The sequence below is a fragment of the Micromonospora sp. NPDC048063 genome, assembly GCF_043202855.1.
Taxonomy (GTDB): Bacteria; Actinomycetota; Actinomycetes; order Mycobacteriales; family Micromonosporaceae; genus Micromonospora.
The window spans coordinates 319275-333123 of record NZ_JBIDBG010000006.1 but is presented as its reverse complement, the minus strand read 5'-3'; the positions used below and the strand labels follow the sequence as shown (position 1 = coordinate 333123).

Below are 13849 nucleotides of genomic sequence, written 5' to 3'. Positions count from 1 at the left end.
GTGGCGGGGACCAGCGCGTGCCGGGTCACCACCGGGTGTACCTGGCCCGCCAGGTCGGGGTCGCCCACCCGGCGACGTCACGGCCCCGGCGGAGGCCGCGGACCCGGTCAGGCGTCGGCGCGCACCGCCGCCGGTTCCGGTTCCGCCGGGGCGTCGCCCACCGCCCGGTCGCGGGTGGCCCAGGCCACCACGAACAACACCGTCCACGCCACCCCGAGCAGCACCGCCGTGGCGCTGCCGCTGGCGGTGCTCCACCCCAGGTAGAGGCGGGCGCCGACGATGCCGACCATCCCGGCCGCCGCGCCGGTCCAGGCGGCCACCGCCACCGGCCAGCGCGCCCCGCGCGACAGCAGCCAGGCGAGGGTGCAGAGGCTGGCCGCCACCACGGCGTTCTGCGTCGGGAACAGGGCGGGATCCCGGCTCCCCGGGCCGCCGGTGGCCGACCCCGTCAGGTCGACCACCACGGCGAGCACCACCAGCGGCACGAACGCCCCCACCGTGCCGACCACGCTGAGCAGGTCGGCCCGCCAGGGCCGGTTGCGCCAGGCCAGCACCGCGGCCACGACGGCCACCAGCACGATCAGCGTCGACCCGCGCAGCGCCGAGACGACCACCAGCGTGACGTCGACGGCCCCCGGCGTACGCCGGTCGGCGAACCAGTCGGCGATGGCCCCGTCGATCACCGCCAGCCCGCTGTGCCGGACCACCGCCCCGAGCACCCAGGCGATGGCGAACCCCGCCACGAAGAGCAGCAGCAGCCCGCCGACCAGATTGATCAGCAGCGTCCAGGCCGGCCCCACGTGCATGGCGAGCAGGAAGAACAGCACGCCGTAGCGGCCGCTGAGCCAGCGCACCGGCCGCAGCCCGGCGGCCCGGGACGCCAGCGCCCGCGCCGGGTCCGGGTTGCGGCCCAGCCACCGTCCCGCCAGCACCACCGCGACCAGCGCGGCCACCAGCACCAGCACGGCGCCGGTGGCCCGCCCCAGCAGCCGGGAGACCGTCTCGTACGACTCGCCGGCCAGGTTGCCGGCCAGCACCGAACCGCCCACCCAGGTCACCACGCCGGCGAGGTTCCACGGCGCGAACCGCCGGTACGGCATCCCCGCCGCGCCGGCCAGCCGGGGCACCAGGGTGCGGGCGAAGGCCACCCAGCGGGCGGTCAGCACGCCACGCCCGCCCAGCCGGCCCAGCATCCCGTCCGCCCGGCCCCACCGCTCGTGGCCCACCCAGGCCCCGAGCCGGCCGGCCCGCAGCCGGGGCCCGTACCGGCGGCCGGCACGGAACGCGAGTGTGTCCCCGATCACGGCTGCAAGGATCATCACCAGCAGGGCCGGCGCGAGCCGCAGCGTCCCCGCGTACGCTAGGAAACCGACCAGCAGCAGGGTCGCCTCGCCCGGCACCAGCAGACCGAAGATCACGGCGGTCTCCCCCGCGACGATCATCGCGGCGATCACATAGATCAGCAGGGGCGGCAGGCCCTGCAGCCAGGTCAGCAGGTCGTGCATCGGGCCCCCATTCCCACGGGGGTCAGCATGCCAGGCGCTGAAACGGTCGGAACATCAGTTTCGGCAGAGATCCGGGCCATCTGGGGGGAGACCCCGACGCGTGCCCCGGCAACCGCAGACAGGAGTATGAAGCGTATGCAGCTTCGCACCGACCTCCGCAACGTCGCCATCATCGCCCACGTCGACCACGGCAAGACGACCCTGGTCGACGCCATGTTGCGGCAGGCCGGCGCCTACGGCGCCCGCGGCGAGGTAACCGAGCGGGTCATGGACTCGATGGACCTCGAACGGGAAAAGGGCATCACCATCCTGGCCAAGAACACCGGCGTGCGGTACATGCCGGCGGACGGCTCCGACCCGGTGACCATCAACATCATCGACACCCCCGGCCACGCCGACTTCGGCGGCGAGGTCGAGCGCGGCCTGACCATGGTCGACGGGGTGGTACTGCTGGTGGACGCCAGCGAGGGCCCCCTGCCGCAGACCCGGTTCGTGCTCCGCAAGGCGCTCAAGGCCCGCATGCCGATCATCCTCGTGATCAACAAGGTGGACCGTCCCGACGCCCGCATCAAGGAGGTCGTGGACGACACCTACGAACTCTTCCTCGACCTGGACGCCGACGAGGAGCAGATCGACTTCCCGATCGTCTACGCCTGCGCCCGCGACGGCATCGCCTCGCTGACCCAGCCCGCCGACGGCGCGGTCCCGGACGACAGCCACAACCTCGAGCCGCTCTTCCGCACCCTGCTCGACACCATCCCGCCGCCCGCGTACGAGGAGGACGCGCCGCTGCAGGCGCACGTCACCAACCTCGACGCGTCCCCGTTCCTCGGCCGGCTGGCGCTGTGCCGGGTGCGGCAGGGCACCATCCGCAAGGGCGAGACCGTGGCCTGGTGCCGCACCGACGGCAGCACCCAGCGGGTCCGCATCTCCGAACTGCTGATGACCGAGGGCCTGGAGCGCAAGCCCGCCGACTCGGCCGGCCCGGGCGACATCATCGCGGTCGCCGGCATCCCCGAGATCATGATCGGTGAGACCCTGGCCGACGCGGAGAACCCGCAGCCCCTGCCGCTGATCACCGTCGACGAGCCGGCCATCTCGATGACCATCGGCACCAACACCTCGCCGCTGGTCGGCCGGGTCAAGGGAGCCAAGGTCACCGCCCGCATGGTCAAGGACCGGCTCGACAAGGAGCTGATCGGCAACGTGTCGCTGCGGGTGCTGCCCACCGAGCGTCCGGACGCCTGGGAGGTGCAGGGCCGCGGCGAGCTGGCCCTGGCCATCCTGGTCGAGCAGATGCGCCGCGAGTCCTACGAGCTGACCGTGGGCAAGCCGCAGGTCGTCACCAGGGAGATCGACGGGAAGACCTGCGAGCCGGTCGAGCGGCTCACCATCGACGCCCCCGAGGAGTACCTCGGCGCGATCACCCAGCTCCTCGCGACCCGCAAGGGCCGGATGGAGCAGCTGGTCAACCACGGCACCGGCTGGATCCGGATGGAGTGGCTGGTCCCGGCCCGCGGCCTGATCGGCTTCCGCACCGAGTTCCTCACCGAGACCCGGGGCACCGGCATCCTGCACCACGTGTTCGAGTCGTACGAGCCGTGGGTCGGCGAGCTGCGCACCCGCAACAACGGCTCGCTGGTCGCCGACCGCTCGGGCGCGGTCACCGCGTTCGCGATGACCAACCTCCAGGAGCGCGGCCAGCTCTTCGTCGAGCCCGGCACCGAGGTGTACGAGGGCATGATCGTCGGGGAGAACTCCCGCTCCGACGACATGGACGTCAACATCACCAAGGAGAAGAAGCTGACCAACATGCGCTCCTCCACGGCAGACGAGACCGAGAAGCTGATCCCGCCGCGCAAGCTGTCGCTGGAGCAGGCCCTCGAGTTCTGCCGCGAGGACGAGTGCGTCGAGGTCACCCCGGCCGCCGTCCGGATCCGCAAGGTGGTGCTCGACCAGACCGCCCGCGGCCGGGCCGCCGCCCGCCGCAAGCACGCCGGCTGACGTACGACGACAGCCTTTCCCGGAGCCCGGACCGCCCCACGCGGTCCGGGCTCCGCCCGTTCACGACGCCCGGGTCAGGCGGGGCGGGTGGCGAGGAAGGCGAACAGGTCGGGCACCGGGCCGGGGCCGGACTCGGCCGTGCGGACCAGGGTCAGGCCGGCGTCGGTGACCGCGTTGAGCAGGTCGGCCAGCGGGACGTGCCACGCACCCACCCGCACCCGCACCCCGTGCGGCGTCCAGGCCCGGAAGCTGCGCTCCCGGTCGGCGTAGCCGCCGTCGACCACGATCCGCTCCGCGTCGGACCGGTCGGCGAACGCCCCGACGAAGCACGGGTGCACTCCGACGTGGACGAACCGCCCGCCGGGCGCGAGCACCCGGGCCGCCTCGGCGACCACCGCCGCGTAGTTCGGCACGTCGGTGTGGGCGAGCACGCACGCCACGGCCGGCACCGAGCCGTCGGCGACCGGCAGCGCCGCCGCGTCGGCGCGGGCCACCGGCAGGCGCGGCCGGGCGTGCCGCAACTGCCCGCCCGACAGGTCGACCCCCACCGGCTGCCACCCCAGCCGGCGCAGCTCCGCCGCCTGCAGGCCGGTGCCGCAGCACAGGTCGAGGCAGCGGCCGGCGCCGGCGCCGAGCAGGTCGCGCAACCGGCCGCGGACCCGGGTCATGTAGTCGCTGGACGTGTCGGTGGCGAACGCCTCGTACCAGTCGGCGTGCGCGTCGTAGGCGGCGACCGTCATCCCCGCACGGTACGGCGCTCCGCCCCGTTCCGCCGCCCCGCCGGTGGTCCGCTACGGTCAGCCGCATGACCTGGGACGAGCTCGACGCCCACCTGGACGGGGTGCCCGGCACCGTGTCGGCGTACGTGGGGCGGCCCGGCGCCGCCCCCGCCTGGACCCGGCACGCCGACGCCACCCACTACGCGGCCAGCACCATGAAGGCGGCGGTGCTCGTCGCGCTGCACCGGGCCGCCGAGGCCGGTGCCCTCGACCTGGACGCCCCGGTGCCGGTGCGCAACAAGTTCGACTCGGCGCTGCCCGGCGCGCCCCGATTCTCCTGCGCCCGCCACTACGACAACGACGAGGCCGTCTGGGAGCGGGTCGGCGACAGCGCGCCGCTGCGCTGGCTCGCCCACCGGATGATCGTCCGCTCCAGCAACCTGGCCACCAACATCGTCATCGGCCACGTCGGCCTGCCGGCGGTGGCGGAGGTCTGGGCGCTCGCCGGGGCCCGGCACAGCGTCACCGGGCGGGGCATCGAGGACTTCGCCGCCCGCGAGGCGGGCATCACCAACCTGGTCACCGCCGCCGACCTGGCCGCCCTGCTCGGCGCGCTCGCCACCGGGGCGGACACCCCGGGCCCGCTCGCCTCGCCGGCCGGCTGCGCCGCCATGCTCGACGTGCTGTTCGCCCAGGAGCACCGCGAGGACCTCGCCGCCGGGCTGCCCGAGGGCACCCGCATCGCGCACAAGAACGGCTGGGTGCACGGCGTGCGGCACGGCGCCGGGGTGGTCTTCCCCGACGACGCGCCGGCGTACGCGGTGGTCGCCTGCACCACCACCGACCTCGCCGACGGCGGCCCCGACGGCGACGAGGCGGAGGACGACGCCTGCCGGCTGATCGCCGGGATCTCCGCCGCCGCCTGGGCCGCCCGACACGACCTGTGACGGCCGGTCGGCCCACCTGGGCCGGCGCCGCGCGGTGCCGTCACTCCAGCAGGTGCGCCCGCAGCGCCGCCACGACGTCGTCGGTGATCCCGAGCCCGTCGCGCAGGTACGCCCCGAACGAGCCGTGCACCCGGCGCACCTCCCCGTACGCGGCGTCGAGGTAGTCCTCGCGCGCCTCCAGCACCGGCCGCACCGCCCCGACGTCCAGCCCCGGCTGCCGCCGGCGCATCGCCTCCAGGAGGACCTCCCGCAGGCTCTCGGTCAGCGCGTTGTTCGCCAGGTAGTCCGCCCGGATCGCGGCCTCGTCCACGCCGAGCGCGCTGAGCAGCAGCACCGTCAACCAGCCGGTGCGGTCCTTGCCGGCCGAACAGTGGTAGACCAGCGGCAGGTTCCGCGCCTCCGCGGCCAGCCGCACCGCCGCGCCGAAGCTCTCCCGCGCCGACGCCCCCGTGACGAACCAGCGGTAGATCGCCGCCATCGCCGCCGGGGTGCCCTGCTCGGCCAGGGCCGCGTACGCGCCCAGGTCGTGCCCGAGCAGCACCGCCGAGACGTAGGTGAAGACGGGGTGTTCGGCGTCGTGCACCGGCAGGTGCACGACGGTGGGCTCACCCGGCAGCCGGTCCGGCGGGGCGACCACGATCTCCGAACGGTCCCGCAGGTCGACCACGCAGGCCGGGCCGAGCCTCGCCAGCACCGGCAGGTCCTCGTCGGCCAGCCGGCCCAGCGCCGGGGTGCGGATCAGCACGCCCGGCCGCACCCGCCGGCCGTCCACGCCGACCAGCCCGCCGAGGTCCCGGGCGTTCGGCGCACCCACCAGATCCCAGCCCCGCTCGCTCATGCCGGCACTCCGCTCCGCTCCGTGCCGCCACGAGGCGCCACCGCACCGCACCCCATGATTCGCTCGCTCATGCCGGCCTCCCCTTCGCTCGTGCGTGTCCGTATAGGGTGCCGGACATGACGATCGCCGCGGTGCGCACCCACCGGCTCTCCGCCCCCCTGCACACCCCGTTCGTCACCGCGCTGCGCCGCACCACCACCGTGGAGACCCTGGTGGTGGAGGTCGTCGACGCCGACGGCCGCTCCGGCTACGGCGAGGCGCCGCAGGTGTGGCAGGTGACCGGGGCGTCGGTGGCCGGCTCCGAGGCGTGCGTCCGCGACCTGCTCGGCCCGGCGCTCACCGGGCGCGACGCCGACGACCTGGTGGCCCGTTGCACCGAGGTGCAGCGGGCCGTCGCCGGCAACGAGGCGGCGAAGGCGGCCGTCGACGTCGCCCTGCACGACCTGGCGGCGCGGCGGCTCGGCGTACCGCTGGTGCGGCTGCTCGGCGGCACGGCCCTGCGGGTCCCCACGGACGTCACGCTCGCCGCAGGCGACGCGGTGGATCTCGCGGCGGCGGCCCGGCAGCGGCAGGCGGAGGGCTTCGGCGTGCTCAAGATGAAGGTGGGCACCGACGCGGCCGGCGACCTGGAGCGGGTCCGCGCCGTGCGGGCGGCAGTCGGCCCGGACGTACGGATCCGGCTCGACGCCAACCAGGGCTGGACCCCGCGCGAGGCGGTCCGGGTGATCCGCGGCGTCGAGGACGCGGGGCTGGACGTGGAACTGGTCGAGCAGCCGGTCCCGCGCTGGGACCTCGACGGGCTGGCCTGGGTCAGCGACCGGGTGGACGTGCCGGTCCTCGCCGACGAGGCCGTCTTCGGCGTCCGCGACCTGGTCGAGGTCATCCGCCGCCGGGCCGCCGACATGGTCAACGTCAAGCTCGCCAAGTGCGGCGGCCTGCACCCCGCCCGGACCCTGCTCGACCTGGCCGCCGCGCACGGCCTCGGCACCGTCGTCGGGTCGATGATGGAGAGCCAGGTGGGCATCGGCGCCGCCGCCAGCCTGGTCGCCGCCTACGGCACCACGGCCGTCGCCGACCTGGACGCCGCGTGGTGGCTGGCCCGGTCGCCGGTGCGGGACGGCCTCCGGTACGACGGCGCGACCGTCGTGCTGCCGGACGCGCCGGGCCTCGGCGTGACCTCCGTGACTGAAGCAAAGATGCAGACTGGCGATTGCTGACTGGCGGAAACTTTCATAGGGTCGCGGGAACGATCGAGCTGGGGGTGGACGTGGAGCTGCAACCGGGCCGGGAGGCCGTGGTCCGGGTCGCCGTCGCGACCCTCTGGGCCTCTCCCGAGGCGGTACGACCCGTCGACGGTCCCGCCCTGGCCGCGCGCACCGACATCGCGGCCTGGATCTCCGGGTTGGACACCGACCAGCAGGTCGGCGACTGCGTGCTGAGCCAACTGCTGCTCGGCGAGCGGGTGCTCGTCACCGACGTGCGCCCGGACGGCTGGGCGCACGTGGTGGCCGTCGAGCAGCCGGCCCCCGGGCTGCACCCGCGCGGCTACCCCGGCTGGCTCCCCGCCGAGCAGCTCGCCCCGGGCGCGGTCCCCGCCGACGCCGAGTCGCTCGTGGTCGACGCCACCGTCACCGCCCTGCACACCGCCCCGGGCGGGGCCGAGGTCGTGCCCGGAGTGGTCCTCGGCACCCGGCTGGCCCCGACCGGCCCGGCGGTCGACGGATGGCGCCCCGTGCACGCCCCCGGTCACGCCGACCCGCTCTGGCTGCCCGCCGCCCACGCCGTGCCGGTGCCCACCACGCCCCCGTCGGCCGGGGAGGTGCTGGCCGTCGCCCAGCGGCTGGTCGACGTCGTCTACATCTGGGGCGGCGTGTCCGCGTACGGCATCGACTGCTCCGGCCTGGTCCACCTGGCCTGGCGGCGGCTCGGCGTGCTGCTGCCGCGCGACGCCGACGACCAGGCCGCGGCGACCACGCCGGTGCCGCTGGGCACGGAACGCCCCGGCGACCTCTACTTCTTCGCCCGGCCCGGCCGGAAGATCCACCACATCGGCATCGTCACCGCCGACCCGCGTCCCGGCGACGACCGGCGGATGCTGCACGCCTGCTACCTGCGGCGCCGGGTGCTGGAGGAGCGGCTGCCAGCCGAACGCACCGCCACCCTGGTCGGCGCGCACCGGGTCTGACCCGCGTACGGCACGAGGGGGCGCTCCCGGTCCGGGAGCGCCCCCTCGTCGCGTGGGTACGCCTCAGCGGCGGGCGTCGGACAGCAGGCGGCGCTGGTCGCGGGAGGACTTGACCAGGCTGGCGACGGTCGCCACGGCGAGGGTGCCGAGGATGACGGTCAGCGAGAGCCAGATCGGGATGTGCGGGGCCCAGGAGACGTGCTGCCCACCGTTGATGAACGCCAGGTTGTTGCCGGCCAGGGCCTCCAGCACCAGCTTCACGCCGATGAAGCCGAGCACCACGGCCAGGCCGTAGGTGAGGTAGATGAGCCGGTCCAACAGGCCGCCGAGCAGGAAGTAGAGCTGCCGCAGACCCATCAGCGCGAAGACGTTCGCGGTGAAGACCAGGTACGGCTCCTGCGTGATGCCGAAGATCGCCGGGATCGAGTCGAGCGCGAAGATCAGGTCGGTGGTGCCGATGGCGATCATGACGATCAGCATCGGGGTGAAGATCCGCTTGCCCTTCGGCGAGTGGGTGGTCAGCCTGGCGCCGTCGTAGTCCTTCGAGATCGGCAGCGCCTTGCGGCTCCACCGGATCATCACGTTCTCGCTGAAGTCGTCCTCGTCCGGCTCGCCCTGCCGGACGAAGTTGATCGCGGTGTAGATGAGGAACGCGCCGAAGATGTAGAACACCCAGGAGAACTGGGAGATCAGCGCGGCGCCGGCGGCGATGAACCCGCCCCGCATGACCAGCGCCAGCACGATGCCGATGAGCAGCACCTTCTGCTGGTACTTCCGGGGCACCCCGAAGCGCGCCATGATGATCACGAAGACGAAGAGATTGTCGACCGAGAGGCTGTACTCCGTCAGCCAGCCGGTGTAGAACTCCCCCGCCGCGCCCGCCCCGGAGGCGAGCCAGACGCCGGCGCCGAAGATCAGGGCCAGTGCGACATAGAAGCCGACCCACAGGCTCGACTCACGCACGCTCGGCTCGTGGGGGCGCCGACCGATGATCAGCAGATCCACGAGCAGGATCGCGGTCAGTACGACAAGGGTCGCCGCCCAGACCAGTCCGGACACGTCCAAGGCTCATTCCTCCGGCAGACACGCAACGACGGGCACACCGTACGCCCTCGGTGGGCGCGGTGTGCCGGTGACGCTGACTCTGGTGACTGTCGGAGGTCTCTTCCGTCACCGTCCTGCGGGCGGTGACCGACGGGGCCGGGTCGCGCACCGGGGACCGACGCTCGACCGTGCTGACGACTCCGTCACGGGGGAATACTCCCCTCCTCGTCCGCCATTCTTGCCCACCGGGCCCAGCCACCGCACCTCGGGCTGGCCGTGTCTTAGCCCACCGACAGCCGCCGACCCTCTCGGTGATCCTGAGCGCACTCTGCGTACGCCATCCTAGGAGGCTAGGTGCTCCCGGTTGGCGGGGTCGCGCGAGGCTAGGTGCTCCGGGGTGGCGGGGTCGCGCGGGTCCGCCGGCGACCCGCCGGGCACCAACGGGTCGGCCAGCGGCCAGCCGGCCGCGAGCAACGCGTCGCAGGCGGCCACCGCGCGGGCCAGCCGCTCCGGATGCGGGCCGGTCAGCTCGACCACCGGCACCCCGCACCCGGCCAACTCCGTCCGGAACCGCCCGGTCATCCACGCCCGCAGGTGCTCCCCGTCGCGCAGCCCGTCGTCGTCGAAGGGCACCCCGACGTGGTCGGTCAGCAGGTACAGCGCGGGCCGCCGGGCCGCCGCCCGCACCCGCGCCGACGCCGACCCGAGGTAGCGCTCCTCCCACACGGCGGTGGCCCGGGCGTCGGTGTCGCAGAACAGCAGCGGGCCGCACGACCGGGCCGCCGCGTCCTCCGCCGCCTGCTGCTCCCGGACCACCTCGGCGAAGTCGTCACGGTCCCAGGACACGTCGAAGATCGTGGCCGCCGGGTCCCGCTCGCGCAGCCGGGCCAGCTTCCGTTCGGTCAGCTCCCGGCCGTACTCGGGGACCCACCCGGTGCCGTAGTGCTCCGCGAGGGCGGCGGCCATCGTGGTGGTGCCGGTGGACTCCGCGCCGACCACCACCACCCGCCGCACGAACCACGCCCGCACCGGCGCGCTGAGCCGGTCCCAGTGGCCCGCCGGGTCCGCACGCACCGCCGTCCCGGAGACCGGCACGCACCGCCGCCCCTGGTCCACGCACACGCCGACGGCGTCGAAGCGCCGGGCCAGTTCCTCGCCGTACGCCTCGGAGGAGAAGACGGCGTCCACCCGCCGCCCGCCCAGCGCCTCGCGGAACACCGCGCAGTGCAGGTCCCACACGGCCGGGTCGGCGTAGTCCACCGGGTGGTCGTCGTACCGGCCGACGAAGCGGACCCACGGGGTGTCCGCGTGCACCTCGCGCAGCCAGTCCAGCCGCAACCCGAGCGGGATCGACTCCCGGCGCGACGGCGCCACCACCACGGTGACGGCCGCGCAGCGGGCGGCGGCGGCCTCGATCAGCCCGTGGTGGCCGGCGTGCGGCGGATAGAACTTGCCCACCACCAACCCGTGCCGGAACTCCGGCGCCCCCGGCCCGGCCGCGCCGCCGCCCGCCGCCGGGCGTTCGTCGGCCGGCGCCGGGCCCGTCATGCCGCCACCGGGGCCGGACCGGACGGCGCCCGGGTCGCGCCGGCGCCGCGCCGCAGGTCCGCCCGCCACTCGCGCAGCCCGAGCACACAGAGGCCGAGGAAGATCAGGTAGAGCGCCGCCGTGAGGTACAGGCCCTTGTAGGCGTAGAGCGGGATGTAGATCAGGTCGGCCGCGATCCACAGCCACCAGCTCTCCACCCGCTTGCGGGTCTGCCCGTACGTGGCCAGCAGCGACAGCGCGGTGGTCAGCGCGTCCGGCAGCGGCACCGTCGAGTCGGTGGCCCGGTCCAGCAGCACCCACAGCGCTCCGGTCAGCGCCACCCCGGCCAGCCCCAGCGCCCACCACTCCCGACGGCTCGTCCCGCGGACCGTCAGCCGGCTGCGCCGCTCGCCGCCGTAGAGCCACGCCCACCACCCGTACAGGCCCAGGACGACGTAGACGACCTGGAGGCCGGCGTCGGCGTACAGGCCGGCGGTCCAGAACAGCAGCATCAGCAGCAACACGTTGGCGATGCCGACCGGCCAGTTGGCAATCCGCTGCCGGGCCACCAGCCAGACGTTGAGCACCCCGGTGGCGAAGCCCAGCAGCTCCGCGCGGGTCGTGCCGGTGCCCGCCATGGTGAACGCCGTGCCGGTAAGCCAGTCGATCATGCCTCTCCCCTCTCCGCGCGCCCACCCTAGATCCGCCCGACCACCGGGAACAGGCCCCCGCGACGGCGGGCCGCCGGGGCGACGTGAAAGGCTGCGGCCATGGTGCTTGAGGTCGCGCTCATCGACGTACTGCCGGGACACGAGGACGAGTTCGCCGCCGCGTACGGCAAGGGACACCCGGTGCTCGCCGGGACGCCGGGCTGCCGGTCGGTGCGGATGACCCGGGGCGTGGAGTCCCCGTCCCGGTTCGTGCTGCTGGTCGAGTGGGACTCGGTCGAGGCGCACAACGACAACTTCCGGGGCACCGAGCGCTTCACGCAGTGGCGGGCGCTGATCGGCCCGTACTTCGCCAACCCGCCGCTGGTCGAGCACTTCGTGGACGTGCCGGCCTGAGGCTGTCGTACCCCTGCCCTACCCTGCGCGGTGCACGCGCCGGCTGCCGGTCCCGACGGGCTCGGGGGCGCCGGGCCCGGTGGCCGCGCGGCGAAATCGGGTGGCCGGCGACCGCCCGTGCGGGTTGACTGGCGATCATGACGGACCGGGTGGCCCTGGTGACGGGCGTGAGCCGGCGGATCGGCATCGGCGCGGCGGTCGCCCGCACGCTCGCCGCGGACGGTTGGCGGCTGTTGCTCACCGGCCTGCCGGAGTTCGACGAAGCCCAGCCCTACGGCGGCGATCCCGAGGGCGTGCCGACCCTGCTGGGCGCGTTGGGCGGCGCCAGCTACGTCGCGGCCGACCTGCTCGACCCGGCCGCGCCCGCCGAGCTGGTGGCCGAGGCGGTACGCCGGCACGGTCGGCTCGACGCGGTGGTCGCCGTGCACGCCTACTGCACCGACACGCCGTTCGGCGCGTTGGACCCGGCCGAGGTCGACCGGCACCTGTTGGTCAACGTGCGGGCCACCCTCCTGCTCGCCGAGGCTTTCGCGGCGGCGTTCACCGCCGGATCGGGCGGCCGGCTGGTGCTCTTCTCCAGCGGGCAGCGCCTCGGTCCGATGCCGCAGACCCTCGCCTACGCGGTGAGCAAGGCGGCGGTGGAGAACGCCACGTTCCAGCTCTCCCCGCTGCTGATGCCGCAGGGCATCACCGTCAACTGCGTCCACCCGGGCCCGACCGACACCGGATACGCCTCACCCGAGGCGCACGCCGAGATCGCCCAGCTCTTCCCGGCCGGACGCTGGGGCACCCCGCAGGACGCGGCCCGGCTGGTGCGCTTCCTCTGCTCAGCCGACGCCGACTGGATCACCGGGCAGGTGATCGACTCGGAGGGCGGGTTCCGCCGCCACCTCTGATCCGCGCGCCGACGCCACTGCTCCCCGGCTCGGCCGCGCTGCGCGCACCCGGCCGGGTCTGTCGGTGGGCGTCGCCGCCCCGGTGCGCCGGCAGGGGTCACCCGGCGGCACGACGGCTCAGCGCCGCGCTCGTCTCCTCCGGGCTGAGCGCCGCGTCCAGCAGCCAACCGGTGAGCTGGTCGTAGCGGTCGACGTCGGCCGTCGTCGCCAGGCGCACGTCGGTGGTCAGCGCCTCCAGCATCACGGTGCGGGGGTCGGCCGGGTCGGGGAACGAGTAGCAGGAGTACGGCGTGAGCGGCTGCGCCCCGCCCCGCGCGGCGACGCCCCGGGGCAGCAGCCGGATCGTCACGTGCGGCAGGCCGGCCAGGTCGACCAGGAACCGCAGCTGCTCCTGCCACACCTGCGGCGGAATGTCGCCGGCCTCGCAGGCCGCCTCGGCGAGCAGCGCCGTGTAGCGGGGCGGATCGGTGCGCCGCAGCACCTCGTGCCGCATCGCGCGGGCGCGCACGTCGGCCTCCACGTCGACGGTCGGGTCGAGCAGCCGCCCGGCGGCGATCCGCAGCCGCGCGTACGCCGGGGTCTGGAGCAGCCCCGGCACGACGGCGGGCTGCCAGTCCACGATGGTCGCCGCCCCCGCCTCCAGCTCGGCGTAGGTGCGCTGCCGCTCCCCCATCTCCCCCAATGCCTTCCACCAGCCCCGGCTGGTGGCGGCGTCGCGGGCGATGACGATGAGCGCCTCCCGCTGTGGCGGCGGCACCTCGTAGACGTCGAGCAGATCGAGGACGTCGGCGAGATCCGGCCGGCTCTGCCCCAGCTCGATGCGGGACAGCTTGGAGGTGGACGCCCAGCCGAGCCGGTCGCAGACCTGCTCCAGTGTCAGCCCCTCCCGCCTGCGCAACTGGCGCAGCTCGGCGCCCAACCGCGCGCGTCGAATGACCGGACTCGTTGGCAACGGCATCCCCGCCTCCCCACCGAGGGAGATTACGCAGCACGATCACCCAGCGCAATAGTCTGCTCGCGTACCGCAATCGAGACTAGTAGCCCCGTTGCCGACCGGGCCCCGCCGGCCGCCCGTCAGGGCCGGTCCGTGCCGAACGCGCAGACGTCGCCGGCCAGGTCA

13 protein-coding genes are annotated in these 13849 nt (G+C 74.4%); 6 read left to right on the top strand and 7 right to left on the bottom strand.

Translation table 11 applies throughout. The features are described from left to right. Positions 1-107: 107 nt before the first annotated feature. Positions 108-1505: a DedA family protein gene (locus ACGFZ2_RS18255; protein WP_393268962.1), complete on the bottom strand. Its 1398-nt coding sequence runs from the start codon at positions 1503-1505 to the stop codon at positions 108-110. Positions 1506-1640: 135 nt separating this feature from the next. Between ACGFZ2_RS18255 and typA the strand changes: the two genes are divergently transcribed. Then, a complete protein-coding gene (typA, locus tag ACGFZ2_RS18250) occupies positions 1641-3509 on the top strand; it encodes a translational GTPase TypA (RefSeq protein WP_393268965.1) in 1869 nt (622 codons plus the stop codon). A 74-nt stretch (positions 3510-3583) separates the two neighbouring features. Here typA and ACGFZ2_RS18245 read toward each other — a convergent pair whose 3' ends face one another. Further along, complete coding sequence (locus ACGFZ2_RS18245; protein WP_393454873.1) at positions 3584-4249, bottom strand: class I SAM-dependent methyltransferase; 666 nt, start codon at positions 4247-4249, stop codon at positions 3584-3586. Positions 4250-4314: 65 nt separating this feature from the next. Here ACGFZ2_RS18245 and ACGFZ2_RS18240 point away from each other — a divergent pair, with 65 nt between their 5' ends. Next, a complete protein-coding gene (locus ACGFZ2_RS18240) occupies positions 4315-5175 on the top strand; it encodes a serine hydrolase (RefSeq protein WP_393454870.1) in 861 nt (286 codons plus the stop codon). A gap of 40 nt (positions 5176-5215) precedes the next feature. Here ACGFZ2_RS18240 and ACGFZ2_RS18235 read toward each other — a convergent pair whose 3' ends face one another. Further along, positions 5216-6013: a tyrosine-protein phosphatase gene (locus ACGFZ2_RS18235; RefSeq protein ID WP_393454867.1), complete on the bottom strand. Its 798-nt coding sequence runs from the start codon at positions 6011-6013 to the stop codon at positions 5216-5218. A gap of 116 nt (positions 6014-6129) precedes the next feature. Between ACGFZ2_RS18235 and ACGFZ2_RS18230 the strand changes: the two genes are divergently transcribed. Both ACGFZ2_RS18230 and ACGFZ2_RS18225 read left to right on the top strand, forming a co-directional pair. Beyond that, positions 6130-7230, top strand: a complete 1101-nt coding sequence (locus ACGFZ2_RS18230) for a mandelate racemase/muconate lactonizing enzyme family protein (RefSeq protein WP_393454864.1) — start codon at positions 6130-6132, stop codon at positions 7228-7230. Positions 7231-7280: 50 nt separating this feature from the next. Further along, positions 7281-8198: an NlpC/P60 family protein gene (locus ACGFZ2_RS18225; RefSeq protein WP_393454861.1), complete on the top strand. Its 918-nt coding sequence runs from the start codon at positions 7281-7283 to the stop codon at positions 8196-8198. Positions 8199-8261: 63 nt separating this feature from the next. Here the strand turns inward: ACGFZ2_RS18225 and ACGFZ2_RS18220 are convergent, their stop codons facing one another. From ACGFZ2_RS18220 to pnuC, 3 genes are all read right to left on the bottom strand, one after another. Then, positions 8262-9263 (bottom strand): TerC family protein, encoded by a 1002-nt coding sequence (locus tag ACGFZ2_RS18220; RefSeq protein WP_393268981.1) that lies wholly within the window; start codon positions 9261-9263, stop codon positions 8262-8264. Between the two features lie 321 nt (positions 9264-9584). After that, complete coding sequence (locus ACGFZ2_RS18215; RefSeq protein WP_393454858.1) at positions 9585-10790, bottom strand: AAA family ATPase; 1206 nt, start codon at positions 10788-10790, stop codon at positions 9585-9587. Then, positions 10787-11440, bottom strand: a complete 654-nt coding sequence (pnuC, locus tag ACGFZ2_RS18210) for a nicotinamide riboside transporter PnuC (protein ID WP_393454855.1) — start codon at positions 11438-11440, stop codon at positions 10787-10789. The genes ACGFZ2_RS18215 and pnuC overlap by 4 nt, the downstream gene beginning before the upstream one ends. Positions 11441-11539: 99 nt before the next feature. Between pnuC and ACGFZ2_RS18205 the strand changes: the two genes are divergently transcribed. Together ACGFZ2_RS18205 and ACGFZ2_RS18200 are read left to right on the top strand one after the other, a co-directional pair. Beyond that, complete coding sequence (locus tag ACGFZ2_RS18205) at positions 11540-11833, top strand: antibiotic biosynthesis monooxygenase family protein (RefSeq protein WP_393454852.1); 294 nt, start codon at positions 11540-11542, stop codon at positions 11831-11833. Positions 11834-11970: 137 nt separating this feature from the next. Beyond that, entirely contained in the window at positions 11971-12729 is a 759-nt protein-coding gene (locus ACGFZ2_RS18200; protein WP_393454849.1) for an SDR family oxidoreductase, read from the top strand. 97 nt (positions 12730-12826) lie between these two features. On the opposite strand, the gene ACGFZ2_RS18195 is transcribed toward ACGFZ2_RS18200, so the two are convergent. Continuing rightward, a complete protein-coding gene (locus tag ACGFZ2_RS18195; protein WP_393268993.1) occupies positions 12827-13687 on the bottom strand; it encodes a helix-turn-helix domain-containing protein in 861 nt (286 codons plus the stop codon). Between the last annotated feature and the right edge of the window lie 162 nt (positions 13688-13849).

Coding starts and splice junctions, on each gene's coding strand:
- ACGFZ2_RS18205 (WP_393454852.1), top strand. CDS start 11,540: ATGGTGCTTGAGGTCGCGCTCATCGACGTACTGCCGGGACACGAGGAC.
- ACGFZ2_RS18235 (WP_393454867.1), bottom strand. CDS start 6,013: ATGAGCGAGCGGGGCTGGGATCTGGTGGGTGCGCCGAACGCCCGGGAC.
- ACGFZ2_RS18240 (WP_393454870.1), top strand. CDS start 4,315: ATGACCTGGGACGAGCTCGACGCCCACCTGGACGGGGTGCCCGGCACC.
- ACGFZ2_RS18200 (WP_393454849.1), top strand. CDS start 11,971: ATGACGGACCGGGTGGCCCTGGTGACGGGCGTGAGCCGGCGGATCGGC.
- ACGFZ2_RS18215 (WP_393454858.1), bottom strand. CDS start 10,790: ATGACGGGCCCGGCGCCGGCCGACGAACGCCCGGCGGCGGGCGGCGGC.
- ACGFZ2_RS18195 (WP_393268993.1), bottom strand. CDS start 13,687: ATGCCGTTGCCAACGAGTCCGGTCATTCGACGCGCGCGGTTGGGCGCC.
- ACGFZ2_RS18255 (WP_393268962.1), bottom strand. CDS start 1,505: ATGCACGACCTGCTGACCTGGCTGCAGGGCCTGCCGCCCCTGCTGATC.
- ACGFZ2_RS18230 (WP_393454864.1), top strand. CDS start 6,130: ATGACGATCGCCGCGGTGCGCACCCACCGGCTCTCCGCCCCCCTGCAC.
- pnuC (WP_393454855.1), bottom strand. CDS start 11,440: ATGATCGACTGGCTTACCGGCACGGCGTTCACCATGGCGGGCACCGGC.
- ACGFZ2_RS18245 (WP_393454873.1), bottom strand. CDS start 4,249: ATGACGGTCGCCGCCTACGACGCGCACGCCGACTGGTACGAGGCGTTC.
- typA (WP_393268965.1), top strand. CDS start 1,641: ATGCAGCTTCGCACCGACCTCCGCAACGTCGCCATCATCGCCCACGTC.